Genomic DNA, 26292 nt, shown 5'->3' with positions numbered 1-26292 from the left:
ACGGGGCTATGCAGGGCGACAGTCATCCGAGACCGCGCGTTCGCCGGCACAATAAAAAACCGGCAGTGCTGACGCACCGCCGGTTCCTCGGACGCGGCCGGCCGGAGATCCGGCCGATGGAAGGCCGCGCTTCGCGTCGGCGCGAAGCGCGTTCAGAGGTTTTTCAGAACTGGGCCTCTTCGGTCGAGCCCGACAAGGCCGTCACCGAGGATGCACCGCCTTGGATGGTGGTGGTGACGTCGTCGAAGTAGCCGGCGCCGACCTCCTGCTGATGCGACACGAAGGTATAACCCTTCTCGCGTGCCGCGAACTCGGGCGCCTGCACCTTTTCAACATAGTGGCGCATGCCTTCCCCGCGGGCATAATCGTAAGCGAGGTCGTACATGTTGAACCACATGCTATGGATGCCGGCCAGCGTGATGAACTGGTACTTGTAGCCCATATCCGCGAGCTCGTCCTGGAACTTGGCGATGGTGACGTCGTCGAGGTTCTTCTTCCAGTTGAAGGACGGCGAGCAGTTGTAGGCCAGCAGCTTGTTGGGGTTCTGCGAAAGAACGGCTTGAGCGAATTCGCGAGCGAAGCCGAGATCCGGCGTCCCGGTCTCGCACCAGACCAGATCGGCGTAAGGTGCATAGGCCAGACCGCGGCTGATCGCCTGCTCCAGACCATTGCGGACCCTATAAAAGCCGTCGTCGGTGCGTGCGCCGGTGACGAACGGCCTGTCGTTGTCGTCGACATCGGATGTCAACAGATTTGCCGCTTCGGCGTCGGTGCGGGCCAAGAGCAGTGTCGGAACACCCATGACGTCGGCGGCGAGCCGCGCGGCGACCAGCTTCTGAACCGCCTCGCGGGTTGGCACCAGGACCTTCCCGCCCATGTGACCGCACTTCTTGACCGCGGCGAGCTGGTCCTCGAAATGTACGCCGGAGGCGCCCGCGGCGATCATGTTCTTCATCAGCTCGAAGGCGTTGAGCACGCCGCCGAAGCCGGCCTCGGCATCCGCCACGATCGGCAGGAAGTAGTCGATAGAGCCCGCGTCACCCGACTCGATTCCCTTGGACCATTGGATCTCGTCGGCGCGCTTGAAGGCGTTGTTGATGCGCCGCACCATGGTGGGTACAGAGTCGTAGGCGTAGAGTGACTGATCCGGATACATGGTCTCGGAGGTGTTGCCGTCCGCGGCGACCTGCCAGCCGGAGAGATAGATCGCCTCGATCCCGGCCTTGGCCTGCTGCATCGCCTGACCGCCCGTGAGGGCGCCCATGCAGTTGACATAGCCCTTCTTCGCCTCACCGTGAACCAGCTTCCACAGCTTCTCGGCACCGCGCTTGGCATAGGTCTGCTCGGGCTGAACCGAGCCGCGCAGACGCACCACATCTTCGGCGGAGTAGCCGCGGGTCACGTCGGTCCAACGGGGGTTTTCGGCCCAGTCTTTCTTCAGGGCTTGGATCTGTTCTTGGCGGGTCATGGTGGTGCTCCCATTGAGTCTTTAAACCGATCTGCTCGACCTTGCCTTACAGGGTCGTCCTGTCGGGTTTCAGTGGTGGGCCCTTCAGGATCGCAGATGTTTGACCGTCCTACTCGGTCTTGAAACGGGAAACTACCGGGGCTTCGACCATTTGGCGAGGCAATTATCCTAATTTTATTTATTGTTTTTGATGATTTTCAATGAACGCTGACGCCTTCAGGATAGACGCGATGGAGCAGGGCCTCTCGCGGGGCAGTCTCGATCCGGATCCGATCCGCTTGTTCGAGCAGTGGTACACCGCCGCGATCGAGACGGCGCTGCCTGAGCCCAACGCCATGAGCCTGTGCACGGTGGACGAGGGCGGTCAGCCCTACGTCCGCACCGTGTTGCTCAAGCTCTTCGACCGCGAGGGGTTCGTTTTTTTCACCAACTTCGAAAGCCGCAAGGCCCGGCAAATCGACCGCAACCCGCATGTCGCCGCACTCTTTCCCTGGGTTGCGCTGGCGCGGCAGGTCCAGATCACGGGACGCGCCGAACGCATCCCGACCGCGGAATCGCTGCGTTACTTCGCCACCCGGCCGCGTGGCAGCCAGATCGGCGCCTGGTCGTCACCGCAGAGTCAGGTGATCACCTCGCGGTCGCTGCTCGAGGCCAAGGTCGCGGAGATGAAGCAGCGGTTCGCGCACGGCGAGATCCCGTTGCCGGATTTCTGGGGTGGCTATCGCATCGTTCCGAGCCGGATCGAATTCTGGCAGGGGCGCGAGAGTCGGTTGCACGACCGTTTCCTCTACACCCGCGAAGGCGAGGGATCCTGGGGGATCGAGAGACTCGCGCCTTAGCCGGAGGCGGCGGGCCGAGCGGCCTAGACTCAAAGCGCTCCGGCGTCCATCAAGAGCAGGTGAACCGCCTCGGCGACTTGCCGATAACCGGCCGCGTTCGGATGGATTTGATCGGCCTTCAAGTCACGGTCGGCGAGGACATCTGCCAGCACCTTCTCCTCGAGCGGGACCTCGATCTCGTCCGCCAGCTCCCGATAGAGCGGATGGGTACCGAGAAACAACCCCGGCTTCGGAATGCCGAGCAACACGACCGATGCACCATGACCACGCGCAAGCATGACCATCTGCCTAACATTGGCCTTGGTCTGCTCCAGGTCGCGTCGGCGCAGCATGTCGTTGCCCCCGTGACCGAGGATGACCAGGTCCGGTTGTACGGCGTCAAGCACCTCCGGAAGTCGAGCGAGACCGGCGTCGCTTTCCTCCCCCGGCACGCCGGCATTCACGACCTCACGGCCGCTCAGCACCGCTAGGACCTCCGCGAAACCTTCGCCGTTGCCGGCCCCGGTACCGCGCGTGAGGCTGTCGCCGAAGGCCAGGATGACCGCGTCGCTCGGTAACCGTGGGAGCTCGGGCGTACGGCCGCAGCTGACGAGCAGGAGAGTCGTCAAAAACAGGATCAGGACGCGATGGGTCATCTCAGTCACGCGTCCCGCTTTAGGGTAAGTGCAGGGGATCCGTAGCCGCTTCATCACCCCACCACCCGACGCCAATAGCTCATGCGCCAGTAATAGAGCACCGTGGTGTCCGGCCAGGGATAGGAGTCGGCGTATGAGGTTCCCCTCATGGGTTGCTCGATGTTGTCGCGTGACGGATCAATGGGTCGCCAGCCCTCGTCGAGTGTCTCGCCATCGACCGGAGTGCGCGTGTTGCCGATGCTGCGGCGCTCGGATGCGCCGTAATCGCGGAAATTCTGTTGAGCCTCTTCTAGGCTCACAGTGTTGCTGCTGCCCGGCATCCGGGCGAAGCGCAATTGGGTTAGATCGTCCTCCCAGCCGCAGATCGGGCACACCTCATGAAAGCCGGGTTCGCGATCATGGACACGGTAGCCGCAGCAGGGGCAGGGGAATTTGGTGTTGGTGGTCAATGCGGTCTCCGTGTGGGTGGAGGGGCCGGGCGATTGCTCGTCAGCCGTCAGCTATCAGCTATCAGCTACTAGTGGAGCGGTGCAGAGATTCCGAGACCGTCCAAGATGATGTTCGTTGTCGGCCTTGGTCATCCTTTCGTCCAGGCCTCTTGGGTTCCACGACCGGACGCAAGATTTCGGCCGCACCCCCGGGTACGCCGACTTCAGTCGGCTCCCGGGGAGGCGGACTTCAGTCCGCCGCGCTGGCGCGCTCGGGCGACTGAAGTCGCCCGTCCCCGGGTGCCGGATGAATCCGGCGTACCCGGGCGGTCGCGGTCGGCGACCTAGTTAGGGCCGATGTGGCCGAAACGATGATCAATGCCTCGTTGTCGTAATCGTATCGATGGTCGATGAAGACAACGACAACGACAACGACAACGACAACGACAACGAACGGTGTCGACACATCTGCCGTGCTGCACTAGCCACTAAATGCTGGCCTCGCGACTGCGCGGCGCACAATAAAAAAGGGGCGCCGAAGGCGCCCCTTGTGCTCTTCCATACCCCCGGATTGGCGCCTACCTAAGCCCTGTCCGAAGTGACAAACGCTATTTTCAATCAGCCGTTGCGTTTGTCATCCTAAACCGCGTCAGCTTGGACATTCATGGATGCCCCGAGATCAAGCCTCAAGCGACAACAGCAGACGTCACACGAAAACGCGGTTTAGTTGACCTTAGGCTCGAGCGCGCCCTTGGCATAGAGGTCGGTCATGGCCTCAAGGGACATCGGCGTGATCTTGCTGGCATTGCCGGCGGTGCCGAAAGACTCGTAGCGGGCTTTGCAGATACCCTTCATGGCCTTGGTGGCGGCGATGAAGTACTTGCGCGGATCGAATTCCTTCGGGTTTTCGGCCAGGAACTTGCGGATGGCGCCGGTGGAGGACATGCGCAGGTCGGTGTCGATGTTGACCTTACGCACGCCGTTCTTGATGCCCTCGACGATCTCCTCGACCGGCACGCCGTAGGTCTCGCCCATGTCGCCGCCGTACTGGTTGATGATAGCCAACCAGTCCTGCGGGACGGAGGAGGAGCCGTGCATCACCAGATGGGTGTTGGGGATCCGCTTGTGGATCTCGCGCACGCGCTCGATGGCCAGGATGTCGCCGGTGGGCGGACGGGTGAACTTGTAGGCGCCGTGCGAGGTACCGATGGCGATGGCGAGCGCGTCCACACCGGTCTTCTTGACGAAGTCGGCGGCCTCTTCCGGATCGGTCAGGAGCTGGCTGTGATCAAGCGTGCCCTCGGCGCCGATGCCGTCTTCCTCGCCGGCTTGTCCGGTCTCGAGCGAGCCCAAGCAACCCAGCTCGCCTTCGACCGAGACGCCGCAGGCATGGGCCATCTCGACGACGCGACGGGTCACGTCAACGTTGTACTCATAGGAGGTCGGGGTCTTGCCGTCTTCGCCGAGGGAGCCGTCCATCATCACGGACGAGAAGCCGAGCTGGATGGAGCGCTGACAGACGGCCGCCGAGGTGCCGTGGTCCTGATGCATGCACACCGGGATGTGCGGCCATTCTTCGATGGCGGCTAGGATCAGGTGGCGCAGGAAGGGTGCGCCGGCATATTTGCGCGCACCGGCGGACGCCTGCACGATCACGGGGGAATCCGTCTCGTCGGCGGCCTCCATGATGGCGCGCATCTGCTCCAGATTGTTGACGTTGTAGGCGGGGACGCCGTACTGGTGCTCGGCGGCATGGTCGAGCAATTGACGCAGCGAAATCAGGGCCATGTGGGTTCTCCTCGTATCGGACTGACAGCTAAAAACGGGCAGGCAAGCAGCAAGGATCGCTGGCTCAGTCTTTCGTCAGGAGCTTGTGCTCGCCGACCCGCATGATTTTCAAGATATTCGTTTGGCCTTCGACTCCCGAGCGATCGCCCTTGGTGATGATCACCAGGTCACCGTCGCGGACCGTCCCGCGGCGCATCAGCTCCTCGATCACCTCGCGATTCACCTCGTGGATGTCCGTGCTGGCCACATCGAAGCTTACCGGATAGACACCGCGGAGAACCCGGACTTTTCGCCGGGTTGGAGCAGATCGGGTGATGGCGTAGATCGGGATCCCGGAGCGGATGCGCGACATCCATTTCACCGTAGAGCCGGTCTCGGTCAAGGCGGCGATCGCCTTCACGCCCAGGTGATTGGCCGTGTACATGGCGGCCATGGCGATGGCCTCGTCGACTCGGCCGAAGACCGAATCGATGCGGTGACCCGAGCGCGTAACATGCTTTTCCGCCTCGAGACAGATGCGGTCCAACGCCTCGACCACCTTGGCCGGGTTTTTCCCGATCGAGCTCTCGGCCGAGAGCATGACCGCATCCGTGCCGTCGAGGACGGCATTGGCGACATCGAAGACCTCGGCCCGCGTCGGGATGGGGTTTTCGATCATGGACTGCATCATCTGGGTCGCGGTGATGACCACGCTGTTCAGCTCGCGAGCGCGGTTGATCAGATTCTTCTGAGCAGCCGGCAGCTCCGCGTCGCCGATCTCCACACCCAGGTCTCCACGCGCGACCATGATGACGTCTGCCGCGTTGATGATGTCGTCGATCGCACGGAGTGACTCGGCGCGCTCGATCTTGGCGACGATGCCGCCGTGACCGCCGGCCTCGTAGAAGAGCTCTCGGGCCAGCCGGACATCATCGCCGTTGCGCACGAAAGATACCGCCAGATAGTCGGCATCGATCTCGGCCGCGAAACGGATGTCGTCCTGGTCCTTCTCGGTGAGCGCCGGGGCCGACAGGCCGCCGCCTTTCTTGTTGATGCCCTTGTTGTTGGATAGCGCGCCGCCGACGACCACCTTACAGTTGATTCGCCCGCCGTCGACCGCTTCCACCCACAGCTCGATCGCGCCGTCATCGAGCAGGAGCGTGTCGCCGTGACGGACATCCTCGACCAGCTCGGGGTAGGTGGTCCCGACCCGATTGCGGTCACCGGCATCCAGAGGGCAGTCGGCGTCGATGGCGAAGGCATCGCCCCGCACCAGCAGAATCGGGCCGTCGGCGAACTTGCCGATGCGGATCTTGGGTCCCTGCAGATCCATGAGAAGCGCGATCTCGCGTCCGGCGGCGGCGGCGCGCTCTCGGATCCGGGCTGCACGCTCGCGATGTCGGTCGTGGGTATCATGGGACAGGTTGAGGCGAACGACATCCACCCCGGCCGCGATGATCTCGTCCATCACCGAGACCGGGTCGGTTGCGGGGCCGAGTGTGGCGACGATCTTCGTGCGTCTTGGCATGTGTTGCCTCTGGCCTCCCGCCTCCGGCCTTCAGCCCAGGCCGCCGAGCGAATCGCCGGAGGCTGGGCGCCGGGGCCGGTGGCGGGTTGCGCTGATCAGTCCTTCGCCCGGGCCTCGAGCATGGCTACCGCAGGAAGCGTCTTGCCTTCCAGGTACTCCAGGAAGGCGCCTCCGGCGGTTGAGATATAGGAGACCTTGTCGTAGATGTCGTACTTTTGGATGGCCGCAATGGTGTCGCCGCCGCCGGCCAGGCTGAAGCCCGGCGCCTCCGCGATGGCCATGGAGACCGTCTTGGTGCCGCTCCCGAACTGATCGAACTCGAACACGCCGACCGGGCCGTTCCAGACAATGGTTCCGGCCTTGGCGATGACATCAGCAAGCTCCTGCGCCGATTTCGGGCCGATATCGAAGATCATGTCTTCTTCGGTGACATCCGCGACGTCCTTGGTGACCGCCGGCTCGTTCTCGTCGAACTTCTTGCCGCAGACCACGTCGACCGCGATCGGAATGCTCGCGCCGCGCGCCGTCATCTTCTCCATCAGTGCCTTGGCGGTGGGGATCAGGTCATGCTCGCACAGCGATTTGCCGACCGGATACCCGGCTGCCGCGAGGAAGGTGTTGGCGATGCCGCCGCCGACCACGAGCTGATCGACCTTTTCAGACAGGGCCTCCAGAACGGTCAGCTTGGTCGAGACCTTGGAGCCGCCGACGATGGCGACCATCGGGCGCGCCGGTGCGGCGAGTGCCTTCTGGAGCGCGTCGAGCTCCTCGGCGAGCAGCAGTCCCGCGCAGGCGACCGGCGCCTGTTGGCCGACACCGTGCGTGGAGGCCTGGGCGCGATGGGCGGTGCCGAAGGCGTCCATGACGAAGACGTCGCAGAGCGCGGCGTACTGCTTGGCCAAGTCTGCGTTGTCCTTGCCTTCACCCTTGTTGAAGCGGACGTTCTCCAGCAGCACCAGCTCGCCGTCGGCGACCTCGGGGGTCTGGTCGAGATAATCACGCACCACCCGCACCTCGCGGCCGAGCTTCGCACTCATGGCATCCGCGACGGGCTTGAGCGAGTCGGCTTCGGAGAAGACGCCTTCCTCGGGGCGACCCAGGTGCGACATCACCATCACTTTGGCACCGGCCTTCATACAATGCTCGAAGGTCGGCATGGAGGCGGTGATGCGCGCATCGGAGGTGACCTTGCCGCCCTTGACCGGGACATTGAGGTCGGAGCGGATCAGCACCCGCTTCCCGGCGAGATCAAGATCGGTGAGCTTGATGAAAGACATGGTGAAGCCTCTGTATTGAATGAGATGGAAAGCGTTCAGGACCAAGGTGTGCCTTGCCTGAAAACTCTCGTCGATCTGTACGGCCACCTTGCGATTCTCGTCGTCAATCACGTATCGACGCTTGAGCTCCTTTGGGTCGTGCCTCCTCGGCTCGCTTGGGTCAATCACCGATCATTGAGCAGGGTCGCGCGGGCGAAACGCCCGCGCTCCCGACATCATCACGCCTCGCGAGCGCGTCCTCGGACTACTTCGAAACGTGCTCCACCATGCGCAACATGTTGCAGGTGTAGCCGTACTCGTTGTCGTACCAGGCGACGACCTTCACGAAGGTCGGGTCCAGCGCGATACCGGCTTCGGAGTCGAAGACCGAGGGCGTGGGGCAGCCGCGGAAATCGGTGGAGACCACCTTCTCATCGGTGTAGCCCAGCACGCCGGCCAGATCGCCGGACTCGGACGCCTTCTTCATGGCCGCGCAGATGTCCGCATACGTGGCCTCTTTGGTCAGCTCGACGGTCAGGTCGACCACGGAGACGTCGGAGGTCGGCACGCGGAAGGCCATGCCGGTCAGCTTGCCGTTGAGCTCGGGCAGCACCTTGCCGGCCGCTTTGGCGGCGCCGGTGGATGACGGGATGATGTTCTCCAGGATGCCGCGACCGCCGCGCCAGTCCTTCATGGAGGGGCCGTCGACCGTCTTCTGGGTCGCGGTGGCGGCGTGCACCGTGGTCATCAGACCGCGCTTGATGCCCCAGTTGTCGTGCAGCACCTTGGCGACCGGCGCCAAACAGTTGGTGGTGCAGGACGCGGCGGAGATGATCTCCTGACCGGCGTAGGTCTTGTGGTTGACGCCGTAGACGAACATCGGGGTCGCGTCCTTGGAGGGCGCGCTTTGCACGACCTTCTTGGCGCCTGCCTCGATGTGCTTGCGGCAGGAGGCGTCGTCGAGGAAGAAGCCGGTGCATTCGATCACCAGCTCGGCGCCGACCTCGCCCCACTTCAGGTTGGCCGGATCGCGCTCGGCGGTCAGACGGATGCTCTTGCCATTGACGATCATGGTGTTGCCGTCGACGGCAATGTCGCCTTTGAAATTGCCATGGACGGAGTCGTATTTCAGCATGTAGGCCAGATACTCGGGGTCGAGCAGGTCGTTGATGGCGACGACCTCGATTCCGGGGAAATCCTTCGCGATTGCGCGAAACGCCATACGACCGATACGACCGAAACCATTGATGCCGACTTTAAGTGTCATTGATAGAAACTCCTCTTAACGAAAAAACCTTCGGTGCTCGATCCTCGGTTTCCCGACGCCGGATGGTCGGGAGACCCAAGGCGCGAGCCCAAAACAAACGCGTGATCGGCGTGCGGACTGCTGCGCCGACCGGCTGAGATGGCGCAGCGCTGGCCGCCGGACGAGTGATCGTCAGGCGGCCCATGCGCGAGACAGCCGGTCAAATCAGAGCACGCCCCGGACCTTGGCGACCAGATTCTCGACCGTGAACCCGAACTCCTTGAAGAGCGGGCCGGCAGGCGCCGATTCACCGAACCGGTCGACACCGAGGATTGCGCCTTGGTGACCGACATACTTCCACCAGCCGTCCGTGACCGCTGCCTCGACCGCGACCCGCGCGGTGACAGCCTTGGGCAAAACAGACTCTCGATAGGCGGCATCCTGCGCGTCGAAGGCGTCGGTCGACGGCATCGACACCACGCGGACCGCTTTGTCCGACATCGCCTCGGCGGCCTTCATGGCCAGCTCGACCTCGGAGCCCGTGGCGATGATGATCGCATCCGGGGTGCCGTCACAGTCGCGCAGGACATAGGCGCCGCGCGCAATGGCGGCGATCTGCTCTGGCGTGCGGCTCATGTGCGCGAGGTTTTGCCGCGAGAAGATCAGGCAGCTCGGGCCGGTCCGCCGCTCGATCGCCAGCTTCCAGGACACGGCGGATTCGACCGCGTCGCAGGGGCGCCAGACGCTCATGTTCGGGATCATGCGCAGCGTCGGGATCTGCTCGACCGGCTGGTGGGTCGGGCCGTCCTCGCCAAGGCCGATGGAGTCGTGGGTGTAGACGAAGATCGACTGGATCTTCATCAGCGCCGCCATGCGCAACGCATTGCGGGCGTACTCGGAGAACATCAGGAAGGTGGCGCCGTAGGGCACGAATCCGCCGTGCAGTGCGATGCCGTTCATGATGGCCGACATGCCGAATTCGCGCACGCCGTAGTAGACATAGTTGCCTGGCGCGTCGCCCTTGCCGATGCCCTTGCAGCCCTTCCACAGGGTCAGATTGGAGCCGGCGAGGTCCGCCGAGCCGCCGAGCAGCTCCGGCAGCAGCGGGCCGAAGCCGTTCAGGGCGTTCTGCGAGGCCTTGCGCGAGGCGATCGTCTCGCCCTTCTCCACGACGGCGGCGATGAAGGCATCCGACTGTGCGGCCCAGTCGCTCGGCAGATCACCGGCCATGCGGCGCTTGAGCTCGGCGGCCTCGGTCGGGAATTTCGCGGCGTAAGCAGCAAAACGGTCGTTCCACGCAGACTCGGCCGCGGCGCCGCGCTCCTTGGCGTCCCAGCCCTGATAGACGGCGTCCGGGATCACGAAGGGCGGATGGTTCCAGCCCAGCGCCTCGCGGGTCAAGGCAATCTCATCCTCGCCGAGCGCCGCGCCGTGGCATTCTTCCTTGCCCTGCTTATTCGGAGAGCCGTAACCGATGATGGTCTGGCAGCAGATCAGGCTCGGGCGGTCGGTGATCTCGCGGGCGGCCTCGATGGCGGCCTTCACGGCCTCCGGGTCATGCCCGTCGACCTTGGGGATGACATGCCAGCCATAGGCTTCGAAGCGCTTAGGCGTGTTGTCGAGGAACCAGGCCGGGGTGTCGCCGTGACCGCGGACCTCGCCGTCGATCGAGATGTTGTTGTCGTCGTAGACCGCGATCAGCTTGCCCAGGCCCAGGGCGCCGGCCAGGGAGCATGCCTCGTGCGAGATGCCTTCCATCAGGCAGCCGTCGCCGAGGAAGACATAGGTGAAATGGTCGACGATGTCGTGGCCGGGCTTGTTGAACTGCGCGGCCAGCGCCTTCTCCGCCAGGGCCATGCCGACGGCATTGGTGATGCCCTGACCGAGCGGGCCAGTGGTGGTTTCCACGCCTGGGGCATAGCCGTATTCGGGATGTCCGGGGGTCCGGGAGTGAAGTTGACGGAACTGCTTGATATCCTCGATGCCGAGCTCATACCCCGTGAGGTGAAGTAGGGCGTAGATCAGCATCGAGCCGTGCCCGTTCGACAACACGAAGCGGTCCCGGTCGGGCCAGCTCGGGTTCGACGGATTGTGCGTCATGAAGTCGTTCCAGAGCACCTCGGCGATATCGGCCATGCCCATCGGCGCGCCCGGGTGACCCGAATTGGCTTTTTGGACCGCATCCATCGCGAGCGCTCGTACGGCATTGGCAAGATCTTTACGTGAGGACATCAGTCCCTCCTAAGTTCTGAAGCAATGGTCAATCGGTCGAGCGTGCCGCGTATCGCAAACGCCGATTCGATCGGCGTCGAGCGCATGACGGAAGATGGCACGGCGTCGGAATGCAGTGTGCAAGGATAGCGGCCGAAGCGATCACGGCGACGCCTCGCGTGTGCCAACGCGTTGGCCGGATCGAAACCCCTGCGAAGGTCGGTCATTGTGGACGAAGAGCGTCGAACGGCAAATCAAAACAAACTTATACCGTCAAAAAGGAAGTTATCAGTTCCTAATATTAAGAATTGCGCGAGGAAATGACCAGGATTTTCGATGGTATTTTCTCGACGCGACGCTCGGTCAGCGATCACGCCGTCTTCCACTTGATGGAGCAACCGACGCTCGGGATCTGTTCCGCCGGACCCTCGCCGGTGCGTGCGACCTGCGACATCGCCGTGTAGAGGTCGCGTGCAGTGCCTTCCGGGGCCGTCTCCTTGCGGCTGGCATCGAGGCGTCCGCGGTACTGGAGCGCAAGCGCCGTGTTGTAGCCGAAAAAGTCGGGCGTGCAGACCGCGCCGTACGCCTTGGCGGCCGCTTGGGCGTCGTCGAGCAGATAGGGGAAGGGGAAGCTCAGCGCCTCGGCGATCCGTTGCATGTTCTCGAAGGAGTCTTCCGGATAATCACGGGTGTCGTTGGACATGACGGCGACGCAGCCGATGCCGATGGCCATCAGGTCGCCTGCATCCCGAACGATGCGCTCGCGCACCGCCTTCACGTAAGGGCAGTGGTTGCAGATGAACATGACGAGCAAGCCGCGCTCGCCTGCGCAAGCGTCGCGCGTCCAGATCTTGCCGTCGGTGCCGGGGAGGGCGAAATCCGGGGCGGCGCGCCCGAAGTCGCAAACGGGGGTTTCAACCGATGCCATCAGAGATCTCCGAGTAAACGCTTAGGTCGGTTCGGAAGTGCCCGCATGTTACCGGAAGGTGGCCGGTTTCAAAATCCTTTGCTGCGATGCGCCGCCCGAGCAGCGCGCGGACGCGCAACCCGCCTTCAACCCGCGGGTCGATTTTGCGGTTTCGCGTCGAATCGCTATCATATCGGATCCAGACACGCACCTCTTGGGGCAAAAGGCAGGCCATCGACCTATGAGTAAGGACTATATCTTCACCTCCGAATCCGTCTCCGAGGGCCACCCGGACAAGATGGCGGACCAGATCTCCGACGCCGTGCTCGACGAGATCTTCCGTCGCGATCCGAATCACGCCAAGGCGCGCGTCGCTTGCGAGACGCTGGTCAAGACCGGGTTCGTGGTGCTGGCCGGCGAGATCACGCTCACGGACGATAACCTCAAGATCGACTACGAGAGCGTCGTGCGCAAGGTCGTCACCGACATTGGCTACAACGGCTCCGAGGTCGGTTTCGACGGGCAAACCTGCGGTGTGCTGGTTGCGCTCGGCGAGCAATCCAAGGATATCAATCAAGGCGTCGACCGCGAGAGCGAGGAGTCCCAGGGCGCGGGCGACCAAGGCATGATGTTCGGCTACGCCACGAACGAGACCGACCAGCTCATGCCGGCGGCGATCGACTATGCGCACCGCCTGGTCAAGCGTCAGGCCGAGGTCCGCAAGAACGGTACCTTGCCCTGGCTGCGTCCGGACGCAAAATCGCAGGTCACCTTCCGTTATCTCGACGGGAAGCCGGCTGCCGTGGAGGCCGTGGTGCTCTCGACCCAGCACAGCCCGGAGGTTACCCAAGGCGTGCTGCACGAGGCGGTGATGGAGGAGATCATCAAGCCCGTGCTCGGTGGCACCGGTTGGATGACCGGCGCCACCAAATACCACATCAACCCGACCGGCCAGTTCATCATCGGCGGCCCGGTCGGTGACTGCGGCCTGACCGGACGCAAAATCATTGTCGACACCTACGGCGGCATGGCTCGCCACGGCGGAGGCGCCTTCTCCGGCAAGGATCCCTCGAAGGTCGACCGCTCTGCCGCGTACGCCGGTCGTTACGTCGCCAAGAACATCGTCGCTGCGGGTCTTGCCGAGAAGTGCGAGGTTCAGGTGTCCTATGCGATCGGCGTCGCCGAGCCGACGTCTCTGTCGATCGATACCTTCGGCACTGCAAGCATCAGCGAGCATCGCATCATCGAGTTGATCCGCGCGCACTTCGATCTGCGCCCCTACGGCATTACCCGGATGTTGGACCTTACCAACCGCGACCTGATCAAGTACCGCGACACGGCGGCCTACGGACACTTCGGGCGTTCGGAGCCGGGCTTTACCTGGGAGCGAACGGACAAGGCCGAGATGCTGCGGGAGGCGGCGGGGATTTAAAGAGGGTTCAGGGTTCGGGGTGCAGGGTTCGGGGTGCAGGGTGCAGGGATTAGGGTTCGGGGTGCAGGGTGCAGGGTGCAGGGTGCAGGGTGCAGGGTGCAGGGTGCAGGGATTAGGGTTCGGGGTGCAGGGTTAGGGGTGCAGGGATTAGCGTTTAGGGAGCAGGGTCAAGTAACCTCAATGCCGAACCCCGAACCCCGAACCCTTAACAAAACACCTCGCTGCCGAGGAGCGTTGCGACCCGGGCCTTCGGAGCCCTGGCCAGGCTCGGTGGCGGGGTCGACACGACAACGGCGCTCACTCACGTTTGATCAGGAACTGATAACCATGAGTGAGTTTACCGACTACAAAGTTGCCGACATCTCCCTGGCCGATTTCGGTCGCAAAGAGATGGATATCGCCGAGACCGAGATGCCGGGCCTGATGGCCCTGCGCGAGCAGTTTGGCACGAGCAAGCCCCTTGCCGGAGCGCGCATCACCGGCAGTCTGCACATGACCATCCAGACCGCCGTGCTGATCGAGACGCTGGTCGCGCTCGGTGCCGAGATCCGCTGGTGCTCCTGCAACATCTTCTCGACACAGGATCACGCGGCCGCCGCGATCGCCGCGGCCGGGATCCCGGTCTTTGCCTGGAAGGGTGAGACGCTGGATGAGTATTGGTGGTGCACCGAGCAGGTCCTGAACTGGCCCGACGGCGGCGGCCCGAACATGATCTTGGACGACGGCGGCGATGCCACACTGATCGTGCACAAGGGTGTGGAGTACGAGAAGGCCGGGGCCATCCCTGCACCCAAGGCCGACGACAACGAGGAGTGGCAGTCCATCCTGGGTCTGCTCGCGCGCACCTTTGCGCGCAACCCCAAGCATTGGCACGGTATTGCCGAGGGTATCCGCGGCGTGACCGAGGAAACGACCACCGGTGTTAAGCGTCTGTATCAAATGCATCGTGACGGGCAGCTGCTGTTCCCGGCGATGAACGTCAACGACTCGGTCACCAAGTCGAAGTTCGACAATCTTTATGGCTGTCGTGAGTCGCTGGTCGACGCCATCAAGCGCGCGACCGATGTCATGATCGCCGGCAAGATCGCTTTGGTTTGCGGTTTCGGCGACGTCGGCAAGGGCTCCGCGGCATCGCTGCGCGGGCTGGGTGCGACGGTCTGGATCACCGAGGTCGATCCCATCTGTGCACTTCAGGCGGCGATGGAGGGGTATCGCGTCGTCACGATCGAGGACGTGGCCGGGATGGTCGACATCTTCGTCAGCGCCACCGGCAATACCGACATCATCACCCACGATCACATGGCCGCCATGAAGGACCAGGCGATCGTCTGCAACATCGGTCACTTCGACAACGAGATCCAGGTCTACGCGCTCAAGCAATATGAGTGGGTCAACATCAAGCCGCAGGTCGATCAGATCATCTTCCCGGACGGGCATCGCATCACCCTGCTGGCCGAAGGACGGCTGGTCAACCTGGGTTGTGCGACCGGGCATCCGAGCTTCGTGATGTCCGCGAGCTTCACTAATCAGGTGCTGGCTCAGATCGAGATCTTCACCAAGCCCGAGGAGTATCCGGTCGGCGTCTATGTGCTGCCCAAGCATCTCGACGAGGACGTCGCACGTCTGCATCTGGGTAAGATCGGCGCGAAGCTGACGACCCTGTCGAAGGCGCAGGCCGACTATATCGGCGTGGCGGTCGAGGGGCCCTACAAGGCCGAGAACTACAGGTATTGAACCGCGCCCGTCGCGATCCTGCGAGGTTTGCGGGTTTCGCGATCTCGCTGGCACTTCTGGGCGTTGGAACTGGCGCGGTTTAAAGCGATTTCTGCAAACTTCCATACCCGTAGGTTGTGCTGACGATAGGAGGCACAACTTGCGCCTACGGTTGGTTGTGCCTCGCACGGCTCGGCACAACCTACGCCCTTGGCGTGAAGGTTTCCGGAATTCGCCTAAGTCTCTGAAGAAGGGGCTTGGATCGCGTCGGCTTCAGCCGCCTAGGGTTCATGCCCGGTGGATCGAAGACGGCAATGGTGCCTGTCGGCGATGCCTGGATCTGCTCGTGACACCGCTCGCCGTGGGCACGCCTGTATCGGGCGTTCCGCTCCCTCTGCGCGGATCGGCCGGTTGGCGTTCGATGCCTGCCGCGCCGCCGCCCATCTCAACCCATTCGCCGCCGGATCGAAGCCACTGATCGCGTGTCGAGCGCCGCGCTGGAGGCTGGAGGCCGGAGGCTGGAGGCTCTAAAGCCATGCCGCTCCAATCACACCAAACCCCGACCTACAGCGTCGAGCTTTTCCCGCCCAAGACCCCGGAGGGGATGGAGAAGCTCAAGCTCGAGATCGCGCAGCTCAACAGCGTCTCGCCGGGCTACTTCTCGGTAACCTACGGCGCCGGAGGGTCGACGCGCGACCGCACATTCGAGACCGTCGACTGGCTGCGTGGGCACGACATCGAGACCGCCCCGCACATTGCCTGTGTAGGCTCGGCACGGGCCGAGATCCGCGAGATCGTTGGTCGTTACCGCGAGCAGGGGATCCGACGTCTGGTGGCCTTGCGAGGGGATCTTCCGTCCGGCATGGGCGGAGGCACCGGTGGTGATTTCCGTTATGCCAACGAGCTCGTCACCTTTATCCGCGACGAATTCGGAGATACCTTCAAGATCGAGGTCGCGGCCTATCCCGAGTATCACCCGCAATCCGGCAGCCCCGAGCGCGATCTCGCCAACTTCAAGCGCAAGGTCGAGGCCGGCGCGGATGCCGCCATCACCCAGTATTTCTACAACCCGGATGCCTACTTTGCCTTCGTCGAAAGTTGCAGTCGGGTCGGCGTCACCCTGCCGGTCATCCCCGGCATCATGCCCATCACCAACTTCACGCAGCTCGCGCGCTTCTCCGACGCCTGCGGCGCCGAGATCCCACGTTGGGTCCGGCGCCGACTCGAAGCCTACGGCGACGACGTGGGAAGTCTGCGTGCGTTCGGGCACGAGGTCATCCTCAACCTCTGTCGCCGCCTGATCGACGGTGGTGCGCCGGGTCTGCACTTCTATACGATGAACCAATCGGGTCCGACGCTGCGGCTGTGGAAGGAGCTCGCACTTCCGGTCCCCGTCTGAGCTTGCCCGCGACCGGGGCGGCGCCGAGGACTCTCCGGATGCGAGGCGACGACGGTGCGCGGACGTCCGCATCCGTGGGCCGAAGCAGGACTCCCGAGCAATGGATTCGGGCGAATCCGCAGCGCATCGATCATGCTTCTTCCGGCCCCGTCAGCGAGGTCGACCACCCGATCTTTCAAGGACTCGTGACATCACTCCGCGGTGTCACGCAAGCCCCGCGGCGCTCTGCGCCAAGTGCGGCTATGGCCGCACTACGAACGCGGCCATCCTTCCGGACGGACGCCACTCTAACCAACGTAATAAATAAGGTTTGTCGCTCGGAATCATGTCGGGTTGCCGGTTGTGAGATGAGTCCTCTTCGTGATGGAAGCTCCTGTTTCAGCTCGAAGGCGTCCGCGGTAGCGTCTTGCGTTCGTTCAAGAAAGGGCTCGCCGGTATCGTCCGGCGGACTTGGATCAAGGCACGGTCGACCTGCTCGGTGCCGTTTAATACGTTGCGTCCGCACGCCATCGACCCCTATACTCGATCCGCTTCTACCGGTAATGAGCGGCCCGGCTTCTTCGCAGGGTCAGCCGTTACTCCGATGGGCCGTCAAGCCCGCAACCTCCCTTTCTGCTCGGATTTGTGCAACACGGCAAATCGCGCCGGTCGGCTGTTTGCGCCTAGACACGGTTCATTTCGGAGCCCAGTCCGACCCCGACAGGGTTCGGTCGCCGGCTCCACATCAAGCCCGCAGCCGGAGACAACAGCATCCCCGGCTTCGGAGACCCCATTGCGGGCACGCCCGCGCTCAACGTTTCCTGATTAGAGGTTGGACGAACATGAATAAAACGATCAAGTTTGCAGGGCTCGCAGCCGTTGTCGCTTTGGCCGGTGCTTCCTTCTCGGCCAGCGCTTGGTGGGGTGGCCCGGGCTACGGCGGTCCCGGCGGCTATGGCGGCGGCCCCGGCTACGGCAGCGGTATGATGGACAACTTCGGCGACATGTTCGGTGACGGCACCGGCGACTTCAACATGAACATGAGTGGGAGCGGCCGTTCCTACGGGCGTGGTCAGGGCCGTGGCTATGGTCGCGGTTATGGCTACGGCGACGGTTATGGCTACGGTGCGCCTTACGGCTACGGTGCCCCCTACGGCGCGCCTGGCTACGGCGCCCCTTATGGCGCGCCCGGTTACGGCGCACCTTACGGCGGCGCAATGCCTGCCCCGATGGCGCCTCAGGCTGCTCCCGCGCAATGAGGATGATGTAGTCGTCTAAGGGGCTCGTCCAAGCCGAGCTTCGAGTCGACTTGGATACAGGGATGTATCCAACCCCCAGCTTACATGACCTGTCTCCGACGACCCGTCCCCGAGTCGTCTCGGCATTCCCGCCCGATTCTCGCTTCGAACATCCCTCGCTCTCCCGAATGTCATTGTCGGCGGTTTCGATCCATCTCCGTGCGCTTAGCCCGTCCGCTCGACCTCTGCCTCCGATCTGCGCTCCACATTACCTGCGTTTATGGTGATAATTGAGGAACACCGGGTCCGGTCGGACATCCGGGCACATCAAGGCGAGGCTCGGCATGGCTGAAAAGCATCTGTATCTCTCACTGATCCCGCAGGCACTGATCGCGTCGATGCTTGAGCCGGAGGCATTCGGCAGCTACTACGCGGTCGGCTCCAAGGCTCATGTCAAAGGCGAGGCGATCTTCTTCGAGGTCGACCCGGCGTTTCGCTCCGAGGATTTTCCGTTTCATCTGATGGACGAGCGCTGCATTACGCAGCCGGACGGCGCCCCGAAACGCTCGGTCTATCTCTCGATCTATCGCGTTTTGTCGCGTATCCCCGTCTCCGCGCTCGGTAGCCTCTATCTGGTGACGAACGACGGCAAAACGCTTGAGCTGCCGCGCTCGGTCTATCTCCCCGAGCCCGCCGGTCGACTGCATCTCTATCAAGAGTTCTGTCCCATCACCCCGATGGTCGCCAGTCGCTCGGAGCCGCACGAGTTCTGCGACGCCATCACGGATCCGTCGCACACGGTCCATGTGCCTCGTCTCGTGTTCTCCGAGCTTCGCCTCGGCGCGCTCGCGACCGATCCCGAGAATGGTGCGGCCGACGATCTTCCGTATCCGAACCTCGCCCATCTGCGCGACGTGCTCTACGAGCTGAAACACAACGACACCAAACCGAGCAAGCTGGTGTTGAAGCAGGTCAAGGAAGGCGTGCTCTACCGCATGGTCCAAGGCGGCTTCTACGTCGGCGATCAGACCGACTTTGCCTTCTACCGCTTCCCGGATCTCGAGGAGCTCGAGAATCTTCATCGGGGCTGGTGGCGCTCGGCCCAGGTAACCGGGCTTGAGTGATCCGCGGTCCTCGGTCCTCCTGAGTCCTGAGCTCAGGTTCTGCCCGACGCATCTCCGGCGGCGGGTCCTTTTGGCCTCCCACGTCCATTGGAATACCCATGAACGAGCCTGTCTTTTGGATCGCACCGATCGCCGCGCTGTTGGCGATGATCTATGCCCGGAAGTTTTTCAAGGAGATGCTCCGGCAGGACCAGGGAACCGCGTTGATGCAGGAGATCGGCGACCATGTGCGCCATGGCGCCATGGCGTATCTGCGCCAGCAGTACAAGATCATGTTCTTGGTGTTTGCGGTCCTGACCATCGTCTTCGGCGTCCTCGCTTACTACTACCAGGTTCAGAACCCCTGGCTGCCCTTCACCTTCGTCTTCGGAGGCTTTTTCTCGGCGCTCGCCGGCTATTTTGGTATGCAGACCGCGACCCGTGCCTCCACGCGTACGGCCGCGGCCGCCCGCACCTCGCTCCCGGATGCGCTGAAGATCGCCTTCCGAAGCGGTGCCGTCATGGGGCTCGTTGTGGTCGGGCTCGGGCTCGGCAACATCGTTGTCTGGTTCATCCTGGCCGACCTGCTGATTCCCGGCAGCGCGGCGGGTGAAGGGGTCCGCATGGTGCTGGTGACCACCACCATCCTGACCTTCGGCGTGGGTGCTTCGATGCAGGCCATGTTCGCGCGTGTCGGCGGCGGTATCTTCACCAAGGCGGCGGATGTAGGTGCCGACCTGGTCGGTAAGGTCGAGTCCGGCATCCCGGAGGACGATCCACGCAATCCGGCCGTGATCGCGGATAACGTCGGGGACAACGTGGGCGACGTCGCCGGTATGGGTGCGGATCTGTTCGAGTCCTACTGCGGTGCCATCCTCGCGGCCTCCGCATTGGGCGCAGCCGCCTATGTCCTGGACCCATCGCTTCAGATGAAGGCCGTGGTTGCCCCCATCGCCATTGCCGGCATCGGCATCCTGCTGTCGATCGTCGGGGTTTATCTGGTCAAGACCAAGGAGGGTGCGACCCAAAAGGATCTGCTCGCATCGCTCTCGCGTGGCATCAACGCCAGTGCGCTCATGATCGTCGTGGCCTCCGCAGGGTTGCTGCTGCTGCTCGGCATCCCGAACGTCTGGGGGATCTGGGGTGCGGTGGTGGCCGGCTTGGTCACGGGCATCATCGTCGGCCGCTCGACCGAGTATTCCACCTCGCCGAGCTACGGGCCGACCCGGCTGATCGCGGCCCAGGCCGAAGGCGGACCGGCGACCCTCATCATTGCGGGTGTTGGCGTCGGTATGCTTTCGACCGCCATCCCGGTCTTGGCGGTCGGCACGGGGACCATGTTGGCCTTCCTCTTCGCGTCCGGGTTCGATCTTACCCAGATGAACCTCGGCCTCTACGGCGTGGCCATCGCGGCGGTCGGGATGCTCTCCACGCTAGGTATCACGCTCGCCAGCGATGCCTATGGGCCGATCGCCGATAATGCCGGAGGCAACGCCGAGATGAGCGGGCTGGGCGCCGAGGTGCGGGCGCGTACCGATGCGCTGGATTCGCTCGGCAACACGACGGCGGCGACCGGCAAGGGGTTCGCGATCGGCTCCGCCGCCCTGACCGCACTCGCACTCATCGCCTCCTATATCGAGGTGATCCGCATCGAGCTGGTGAATGTCGGGCAGACGGTCTTGACGCTCGGCAACGGCGCGACCGTCGCGACGGCGCAGGCGACCCTGACCGATTTCATGACCTTCTTCAACGTGACCCTGCTCAACCCGACAGTCCTCGTGGGCCTGCTGATTGGCTCGATGGTCGCCTTTGTCTTCAGTGGCTTGACGGTGCAGGCGGTCGGGCGCGCGGCCATCATGATGGTCGAAGAGGTGCGCCGGCAGTTTCGCGAAGATCCGGGCATCCTCCAGGGGACGTCGCAGCCGGACTACGAGCGCTGTGTCGCCATCTCCACCGTCGGTGCGCAACGCGAGATGGTGCTGCCGGCCCTGTTGGCGGTCATCGCGCCCGTCGTGGTGGGCCTGGTGCTGGGTGTCGCGGGCGTCATCGGGCTGCTGATGGGGGGGCTTGCGAGCGGCTTCGTGCTTGCGGTCTTTCTTTCCAATGCGGGCGGCGCTTGGGATAACGCCAAGAAGTACATCGAGTCCGGCTATCACGGCGGCAAGAACTCGCGCGCACACCGGGCATCCGTGATTGGCGATACCGTCGGCGATCCCTTCAAGGATACCTCCGGACCGAGCCTGAACATCCTGGTCAAGCTGATGAGCATCATGGCTATCGTCATGGCCGGGGTGACCGTGACCTACAGCTTGCTCTGAGCCCGATGCGGGAGAGCTGACCAGGTGATTTCGGAAGGGAACGACCAGGCTGTAGGGGCGACTTAAGTCGCCCCTACAGCCGCCCCTACAGCCGCCCCTACAGCCGCCCCTACAGTCGCCCCTTCGGTCTTGCGGGGATGTGCAGTCGGGATACGGATGTCCCGGAAATCGCCTCAGTGCTGGTGATAAAGGTCGTCGAGCGGGCTCTCATGGGCGAGGGGTGTGCCGAGCTCCGCCCAGGTGAAGAGATTGAAGGCGCGATGTCCGTTGTGGTCGAGCACCCGGAGGCTGTCCGACTCGGTAAATCCGTTCATGACCTTCTCGAAATGACCTTTGTAACGCTCTTGGGCCAGCTCCATCGGTATCTCGTAAGCCAGGAATTTCGGGATGCCTTTGTCCTTCAGACGATCGAGCAGGTCGGGATTCTCGAGTGAGTCGTACGAGGTGACGATCACGATCGGACCGTTGCCGGTCACCAACATTGCGCATTTCATGGGGCTTCTCCGCCAGATTGATCGCCCAAGCCGGGCGAAATGAATAGACCGAGCGCACGTGGGTTTTTCGCCGCATTACAGGTCGCGCGCACGCCGGGCGGGCGTTGCGCCACCTCGCTGGAGTGACCGCTACGCCTCGTCGGCGCGCCTTGTCCCGACGAGCGCGGGACGCATCCTGCTGGCCGAAAAACCCACTTGCGCTCGGTATCGCGTGTCGCGAGGATCGATTCCGGTTTGGACGGCATCACTACCGGCAAGGATGATGTCCGGCCCCGGAGCGGGCGGATTTTACCACCGAAGGAGACAGGGTAGGCGCGGCACGAGTGCGTTCGGCATCGTGCATGGAGAGAGGCCGGGCTGCGGGGTGTCTTTCGGCTAGGATCTCGACCCTTTGCGCGGACACTTCTTACAGGCTTTGGCCGTCTTGTATCGCTTGCAGCACTTGCCCGATCGCTTGCCCATTGCCTGCCAACCCGAGTCTGATCAACATGATGCGAGGAGGATGCGGCCCGGTATCGCGCCGGTCAATCCTCCTCCTCGATCTGGGCAAGGACGACGCCGGTCGCGTTCGCCGGGTCGTCGGTCAAGACGAGACAGTGTTCTCGTCCATCCACCAGGTAGAGGTTGAAGCCGTCGGCGCTACGCACCGGCTTCCCGCCCCCGATGTCGTCATCGCTGCACTGGGTGAAGTGGACATCCGCGAACGCCTCGCGCAAGGCGCCGATGGTCTCCGCATTGAGACCTGCGCGGCGCACCACCTCCGTGATCTGGTCGAGACGATCCTCAGCGATCATGCCGCATCCTCCGATCGGATGAACCGGACGCGCTCCTCGGGCGCCTGTCCCATTGCCTTGGCCAGCCAAGGCGGTGCCTTCTCGCCGAGAATACGCTGCAGGGCGATCATGCGCTCACGCGCGCTCCCGCCGGCCGCGTCCTTGATGGGGTGGATATCGGCCTTTACGACCTTGGCCGCCGCCGGTCCGCCGATTGAGGCTACGTAGAGCACCTGACAATCGGCGATCAGTGCGGCGCGTTGGCCATTCTTGTCCTCGGCCGTGCCGGACTCGTCGACCTCGCGCACATCGATCAGACGGACCTCGTCCGCCGACACCTGGTAGACCAGGAAATGCCGTGCAGCCCCGAAGTGCCCGTCGAGCTCATCTCCGCCGTTCGATGCACAGGCGACCCGAACCGAGCCCGGCATGTCGCCCTCGGCATAGGGCTCGATCGGCGGAGCCGGGGCGGCCGCTTCACCGGTCTCGCCCTTGAGGATGGCCAGCATGGACTTGAGCAGATCCGCATCGAGATCGGCCAGCTCGCCGTCGGCGGCCTGCTTGAGATCCTTCACCCGCAAGGCGTCCAACGTGGTTGCCGTCGGGGGCAGGCCTACGGCGTCGGCGAGGACGCGAATCAAGCGCGCCGGATCCGGATCGGGCAGGGTGCGGGCGGCCAGGCCGATGCGCAGGGCGATATCGTCGGTAAGCGTGTCGTTTGACATCGGAGTGGACTCAACCTATTCGTAATGAAGCCGGCCGCGAGCGATGAGCACAACACGACCGCGCCAAAGCTTAAGGCGAATTCCGGGAACCCTTATACCATTGGCGTAGGTTGTGCCGAGCCGTGCGAGGCACAACCAACCGTCGGCGCAAGTTGTGCCTCCTATCGTCAGCACAACCTACGGTATGGAGTTTTGCGGAAATCGCCTAACCGCAGGATGGGTAGAGCACAGCGAAACCCATCCGCTCGCCACCCAAACTCGCAGATCATCTGCAGCACCGAACCGATCAGGTTCGGATCTGCCGACACAGGAGTCTGGAGGATGGGTTTCGCTGCGCTCTACCCATCCTACGTTCCTGTCACGCCAAACGCGGTTCAAGCCGGGACGATGCAGTCCTCTTCCATGCAGGCATCGAGACACTGCGGTACGCCAGGCTCGCCGTCGCCCTCGCACTCGCTACAGGTGCCGGCATCGATACGGAAGACGCCTTTCCACGCCGAAATGGACTGGGTCGGGCATAATGGCTCGCAGTCTCCGCAAGCCGTGCAGAGTTCACGGACAATCTTTAGCGCCATGTCGGTTCTCCTGATTAATCGTCGCCGCGCTTGAAGCGCAGCGTGGTCGGAAATGCGGGGGGCGGGCTGATGGGTTCGATGTACCAGCGCGACCCGTCCGTCAGCTCCACCTCGCCGCCCCAATGTTCGGCGTCATCCAGCTCAACGGAGGCAATCGTCTCCTCCATGTCCTTCTTCGCGACGTAGAAGAGCAGGTCTCCCGCGTCGTTTTTACGAATCATCACGTTGGGCATCAGTGGGTTGCCTCTTGTCGTCTTGAGTGGGTCTGCCGAGCGGTCGGCCGGGAACGGTTGGTGAGCTATCAGCTATCAGCTATCAGCTATCAGCTATCAGCTCTCAGCTATCAGCTCTCAGCTATCAGCTCTCAGCTATCAGCCACCAGCCATCGGTAATCAGCATCGAGTGGCTGGGGATTGCTGCCGTAGCCGTGGAACCCAGCGCCGAGCCCAACGGGTAAACCGCCTGGTTCGGTGATAGCACTTGAATCCAAGGCTGACGGCTGACGGCTGACGGCTGACGGCTGACGGCTGATCGCTTTCCCAGGTATCCTCGGGCGGCGCAGCGCGCCGCCCGAGCAGGCTATCGCACCAGGTCGTAGTTGTAGTCGGTCACGCCCATCTCGCGTGTCTCGTCGTCCAGACGCTCGAGTACCGCGTTGACCAGGGTGGTGAGGATGTACATGGCACCCTCGTAACCCATGGTGGTCATGCGATGTAGATGGTGCCGATCGAAGATCGGGAAGCCGATCCGGATCAGAGGGACCTCATGCTCCTTGCCCTTGTGAAGGGTGTCGCGCTGGATGAACTTGCCGTAGCTGTTGCCGATCATGAAGTCCGGCTTGTCGGTGAAGCACAGCGAGCGGAAGTGCCAGAGATCGGAGCTGATGTAGACCTTGCCTTCCTTGCCGTAGGGCGACGAAGCCAGGACGCCTTCCACCTCTTTCTTCCAACGCTTGTTGGCGTGGTTGCAGAGGACATGCGTCGGCTCGGCGCCAAGCTCAAGCAAGAACTTGGTCATTCCGAGCACGAAGTCGGCATCGCCGTAGAGCGCAAACTTCTTGCCGTGCAGCCAGGTGTGGCTATCCGTCATCATGTCGACCAGACGACCGCGCTCTTTGGTCAGCGACTCGGGGATCGCCTTGCCCGTCAGCTCGGAGACCTTCATCAGGAAGTCATCGGTCCACTCCAATCCCATCGGGATCTTGATGTGGTTGACCGGCTGTTTCCAGGTGATCTCGGCGAACTTGCGTGTCTTCGGCAACTGCCAGGGCTGCAGCAGCAGGGTGTCGATTGCGTTCGGTGCGTCCTTCACCTCGGGGATGCTGGTGCCGCCGTCGTACATGCGGTACTCGCCGTCGGCCGGGGTGTCGAGCACCTCGGTCGGGTCGCACAGCAGGCTGTAGTCGACGCCCATCTCCTTCATCATGCGGTGCATGACGCGGTAGTTGCCGAGATAGGTCTCGAAGCCCGGGACGAGGTTGATCTTGCCGTTGGAGCCGACGACCTTGTCCTCCATGGCGTTGATCGTGAAGTAGCGCATGATCCCTTCGAACATGTTGTCCCAGCCGGTCGTGTGGCTGCCGACGAAGCTCGGGGTGTGCGCGAACGGGGTCGGGAATTCCGCCGGGACGTAGCCTTCCTTCTTGGCGTTGCCGATGAAGGCGTTGAGGTCGTCGCCGATGACCTCGGCCATGCAGGTGGTGGAGACCGCGATCATCTCGGGCTTGTAGAGCGCACGGGCGTTCTCCAGGCCGTCGAACATGTTCTTCTGGCCGCCGAACACCGCCGCGTCTTCCGTCATGGAGTCGGACACGCAGGCAATCGGCTCCTTGAAGTGACGGTTGAAGTAGGTGCGGAAATAGGCCACACAGCCCTGCGAGCCATGTACGTAGGGGAGCGTCTTCTCGAACCCGAGCGCGCACAGCACGGCGCCGAGCGGCTGACAGGCCTTGGCCGGGTTGACGGTCAGGGCCTCACGCTTGAAGTTCAGCTCCTGGTATTCCTTGGTCGTGGTCCACTGGAAGACCTCTTCGATCTTCTCCATGGGGTGACGTTCTTCGACGCCGTTCTGCTTCTTCGCAAGGTTCTCGGCGTAATCGGCATCCCTGAACAAGGGATAGCTGGGCTTGATCTGGTCGATGGTTTGGCTCATGAGTGTGCTCCTGCCGCGCCGCTCATCCGCGGACAACGACATGCTTGGGACTGAGTTCGGTGTCTTTTTCGAGCCGCCAGCCTCCAGCCCCCGGCCGCCAGCGGGTT

At 63.1% G+C, this 26292-nt stretch carries 22 protein-coding genes and 1 riboswitch; of the genes, 7 read left to right on the top strand and 15 right to left on the bottom strand.

Features of this window, described 5'->3' with window-relative positions:
• Positions 1 to 163: 163 nt before the first annotated feature.
• A complete protein-coding gene (gene aceA / locus AADX97_RS23085; protein ID WP_374232989.1) occupies positions 164 to 1468 on the bottom strand; it encodes an isocitrate lyase in 1305 nt (434 codons plus the stop codon).
• A 200-nt stretch (positions 1469 to 1668) separates the two neighbouring features.
• Here aceA and pdxH point away from each other — a divergent pair, with 200 nt between their 5' ends.
• Positions 1669 to 2307 carry a pyridoxamine 5'-phosphate oxidase gene (gene pdxH, locus AADX97_RS23080; protein WP_374232990.1) on the top strand — a complete coding sequence of 213 codons (639 nt, stop codon included), beginning with the start codon at positions 1669 to 1671 and terminating at the stop codon, positions 2305 to 2307.
• A 29-nt stretch (positions 2308 to 2336) separates the two neighbouring features.
• Here pdxH and AADX97_RS23075 read toward each other — a convergent pair whose 3' ends face one another.
• From AADX97_RS23075 to AADX97_RS23040, 8 genes are all read right to left on the bottom strand, one after another.
• Entirely contained in the window at positions 2337 to 2942 is a 606-nt protein-coding gene (locus tag AADX97_RS23075; RefSeq protein WP_374232992.1) for an arylesterase, read from the bottom strand.
• Positions 2943 to 2995: 53 nt separating this feature from the next.
• A complete protein-coding gene (locus tag AADX97_RS23070) occupies positions 2996 to 3391 on the bottom strand; it encodes a CPCC family cysteine-rich protein (protein ID WP_374232993.1) in 396 nt (131 codons plus the stop codon).
• A 702-nt stretch (positions 3392 to 4093) separates the two neighbouring features.
• The gene (gene fba, locus AADX97_RS23065) at positions 4094 to 5158 is read right to left on the bottom strand and encodes a class II fructose-bisphosphate aldolase (RefSeq protein WP_374232995.1); all 1065 of its coding nucleotides are present in this window, start codon (positions 5156 to 5158) and stop codon (positions 4094 to 4096) included.
• Positions 5159 to 5222: 64 nt separating this feature from the next.
• Entirely contained in the window at positions 5223 to 6665 is a 1443-nt protein-coding gene (gene pyk / locus AADX97_RS23060) for a pyruvate kinase (protein WP_374232997.1), read from the bottom strand.
• Between the two features lie 95 nt (positions 6666 to 6760).
• Positions 6761 to 7942 carry a phosphoglycerate kinase gene (locus tag AADX97_RS23055; RefSeq protein WP_374233063.1) on the bottom strand — a complete coding sequence of 394 codons (1182 nt, stop codon included), beginning with the start codon at positions 7940 to 7942 and terminating at the stop codon, positions 6761 to 6763.
• A gap of 244 nt (positions 7943 to 8186) precedes the next feature.
• Positions 8187 to 9188 (bottom strand): type I glyceraldehyde-3-phosphate dehydrogenase, encoded by a 1002-nt coding sequence (gene gap, locus AADX97_RS23050; RefSeq protein WP_374232999.1) that lies wholly within the window; start codon positions 9186 to 9188, stop codon positions 8187 to 8189.
• Between the two features lie 204 nt (positions 9189 to 9392).
• A complete protein-coding gene (gene tkt, locus AADX97_RS23045) occupies positions 9393 to 11399 on the bottom strand; it encodes a transketolase (protein ID WP_374233000.1) in 2007 nt (668 codons plus the stop codon).
• A gap of 349 nt (positions 11400 to 11748) precedes the next feature.
• The gene (locus AADX97_RS23040; RefSeq protein WP_374233001.1) at positions 11749 to 12306 is read right to left on the bottom strand and encodes a thioredoxin family protein; all 558 of its coding nucleotides are present in this window, start codon (positions 12304 to 12306) and stop codon (positions 11749 to 11751) included.
• 220 nt (positions 12307 to 12526) lie between these two features.
• Between AADX97_RS23040 and metK the strand changes: the two genes are divergently transcribed.
• The 6 genes from metK to AADX97_RS23010 all read left to right on the top strand — a co-directional run bounded on the left by metK (position 12527) and on the right by AADX97_RS23010 (position 21467).
• Complete coding sequence (gene metK, locus AADX97_RS23035; RefSeq protein WP_374233004.1) at positions 12527 to 13717, top strand: methionine adenosyltransferase; 1191 nt, start codon at positions 12527 to 12529, stop codon at positions 13715 to 13717.
• A gap of 220 nt (positions 13718 to 13937) precedes the next feature.
• Positions 13938 to 14023, top strand: a riboswitch (S-adenosyl-L-homocysteine riboswitch).
• Between the two features lie 21 nt (positions 14024 to 14044).
• Positions 14045 to 15451, top strand: coding sequence for an adenosylhomocysteinase (gene ahcY, locus AADX97_RS23030; RefSeq protein WP_374233006.1), 1407 nt, complete (start codon positions 14045 to 14047; stop codon positions 15449 to 15451).
• Between the two features lie 514 nt (positions 15452 to 15965).
• Positions 15966 to 16829, top strand: coding sequence for a methylenetetrahydrofolate reductase [NAD(P)H] (metF, locus tag AADX97_RS23025; protein ID WP_374233008.1), 864 nt, complete (start codon positions 15966 to 15968; stop codon positions 16827 to 16829).
• Between the two features lie 821 nt (positions 16830 to 17650).
• A complete protein-coding gene (locus AADX97_RS23020) occupies positions 17651 to 18067 on the top strand; it encodes a sulfur globule family protein (RefSeq protein ID WP_374233010.1) in 417 nt (138 codons plus the stop codon).
• 323 nt (positions 18068 to 18390) lie between these two features.
• Positions 18391 to 19170 (top strand): hypothetical protein, encoded by a 780-nt coding sequence (locus AADX97_RS23015; protein WP_374233012.1) that lies wholly within the window; start codon positions 18391 to 18393, stop codon positions 19168 to 19170.
• 98 nt (positions 19171 to 19268) lie between these two features.
• Positions 19269 to 21467 (top strand): sodium-translocating pyrophosphatase, encoded by a 2199-nt coding sequence (locus AADX97_RS23010; protein ID WP_374233014.1) that lies wholly within the window; start codon positions 19269 to 19271, stop codon positions 21465 to 21467.
• A gap of 173 nt (positions 21468 to 21640) precedes the next feature.
• On the opposite strand, the gene AADX97_RS23005 is transcribed toward AADX97_RS23010, so the two are convergent.
• The 6 genes from AADX97_RS23005 to nifK all read right to left on the bottom strand — a co-directional run bounded on the left by AADX97_RS23005 (position 21641) and on the right by nifK (position 26185).
• The gene (locus AADX97_RS23005; protein WP_374233016.1) at positions 21641 to 21961 is read right to left on the bottom strand and encodes a hypothetical protein; all 321 of its coding nucleotides are present in this window, start codon (positions 21959 to 21961) and stop codon (positions 21641 to 21643) included.
• Between the two features lie 524 nt (positions 21962 to 22485).
• A complete protein-coding gene (locus AADX97_RS23000; RefSeq protein WP_374233017.1) occupies positions 22486 to 22755 on the bottom strand; it encodes a DUF6129 family protein in 270 nt (89 codons plus the stop codon).
• A complete protein-coding gene (locus tag AADX97_RS22995; protein ID WP_374233019.1) occupies positions 22752 to 23459 on the bottom strand; it encodes a dinitrogenase iron-molybdenum cofactor biosynthesis protein in 708 nt (235 codons plus the stop codon). Before AADX97_RS22995 ends, AADX97_RS23000 begins: the two co-directional genes overlap by 4 nt.
• 374 nt (positions 23460 to 23833) lie before the next feature.
• Entirely contained in the window at positions 23834 to 24034 is a 201-nt protein-coding gene (locus AADX97_RS22990) for a 4Fe-4S binding protein (RefSeq protein ID WP_374233021.1), read from the bottom strand.
• Positions 24035 to 24048: 14 nt separating this feature from the next.
• Entirely contained in the window at positions 24049 to 24267 is a 219-nt protein-coding gene (gene nifT / locus AADX97_RS22985; protein ID WP_374233023.1) for a putative nitrogen fixation protein NifT, read from the bottom strand.
• A 346-nt stretch (positions 24268 to 24613) separates the two neighbouring features.
• Entirely contained in the window at positions 24614 to 26185 is a 1572-nt protein-coding gene (gene nifK, locus AADX97_RS22980; protein ID WP_374233025.1) for a nitrogenase molybdenum-iron protein subunit beta, read from the bottom strand.
• Positions 26186 to 26292: the final 107 nt, after the last annotated feature.

This window comes from Thiocapsa sp. C2-2m, assembly GCF_041903745.1.
In the GTDB taxonomy this organism is placed as follows: Bacteria; Pseudomonadota; Gammaproteobacteria; order Chromatiales; family Chromatiaceae; genus Thiocapsa; species Thiocapsa roseilacustris.
Note: the sequence above shows the minus strand (reverse complement) of the source record. Positions and strands in the feature narration are given on the sequence as shown.

Bases quoted from the DNA above. Each gene is read 5' to 3' on its own strand.
- aceA (WP_374232989.1), bottom strand. From the start codon at position 1,468: ATGACCCGCCAAGAACAGATCCAAGCCCTGAAGAAAGACTGGGCCGAA.
- pdxH (WP_374232990.1), top strand. From the start codon at position 1,669: ATGAACGCTGACGCCTTCAGGATAGACGCGATGGAGCAGGGCCTCTCG.
- AADX97_RS23075 (WP_374232992.1), bottom strand. From the start codon at position 2,942: ATGACCCATCGCGTCCTGATCCTGTTTTTGACGACTCTCCTGCTCGTC.
- fba (WP_374232995.1), bottom strand. From the start codon at position 5,158: ATGGCCCTGATTTCGCTGCGTCAATTGCTCGACCATGCCGCCGAGCAC.
- pyk (WP_374232997.1), bottom strand. From the start codon at position 6,665: ATGCCAAGACGCACGAAGATCGTCGCCACACTCGGCCCCGCAACCGAC.
- AADX97_RS23055 (WP_374233063.1), bottom strand. From the start codon at position 7,942: ATGTCTTTCATCAAGCTCACCGATCTTGATCTCGCCGGGAAGCGGGTG.
- gap (WP_374232999.1), bottom strand. From the start codon at position 9,188: ATGACACTTAAAGTCGGCATCAATGGTTTCGGTCGTATCGGTCGTATG.
- tkt (WP_374233000.1), bottom strand. From the start codon at position 11,399: ATGTCCTCACGTAAAGATCTTGCCAATGCCGTACGAGCGCTCGCGATG.
- AADX97_RS23040 (WP_374233001.1), bottom strand. From the start codon at position 12,306: ATGGCATCGGTTGAAACCCCCGTTTGCGACTTCGGGCGCGCCGCCCCG.
- metK (WP_374233004.1), top strand. From the start codon at position 12,527: ATGAGTAAGGACTATATCTTCACCTCCGAATCCGTCTCCGAGGGCCAC.
- ahcY (WP_374233006.1), top strand. From the start codon at position 14,045: ATGAGTGAGTTTACCGACTACAAAGTTGCCGACATCTCCCTGGCCGAT.
- metF (WP_374233008.1), top strand. From the start codon at position 15,966: ATGCCGCTCCAATCACACCAAACCCCGACCTACAGCGTCGAGCTTTTC.
- AADX97_RS23020 (WP_374233010.1), top strand. From the start codon at position 17,651: ATGAATAAAACGATCAAGTTTGCAGGGCTCGCAGCCGTTGTCGCTTTG.
- AADX97_RS23015 (WP_374233012.1), top strand. From the start codon at position 18,391: ATGGCTGAAAAGCATCTGTATCTCTCACTGATCCCGCAGGCACTGATC.
- AADX97_RS23010 (WP_374233014.1), top strand. From the start codon at position 19,269: ATGAACGAGCCTGTCTTTTGGATCGCACCGATCGCCGCGCTGTTGGCG.
- AADX97_RS23005 (WP_374233016.1), bottom strand. From the start codon at position 21,961: ATGAAATGCGCAATGTTGGTGACCGGCAACGGTCCGATCGTGATCGTC.
- AADX97_RS23000 (WP_374233017.1), bottom strand. From the start codon at position 22,755: ATGATCGCTGAGGATCGTCTCGACCAGATCACGGAGGTGGTGCGCCGC.
- AADX97_RS22995 (WP_374233019.1), bottom strand. From the start codon at position 23,459: ATGTCAAACGACACGCTTACCGACGATATCGCCCTGCGCATCGGCCTG.
- AADX97_RS22990 (WP_374233021.1), bottom strand. From the start codon at position 24,034: ATGGCGCTAAAGATTGTCCGTGAACTCTGCACGGCTTGCGGAGACTGC.
- nifT (WP_374233023.1), bottom strand. From the start codon at position 24,267: ATGCCCAACGTGATGATTCGTAAAAACGACGCGGGAGACCTGCTCTTC.
- nifK (WP_374233025.1), bottom strand. From the start codon at position 26,185: ATGAGCCAAACCATCGACCAGATCAAGCCCAGCTATCCCTTGTTCAGG.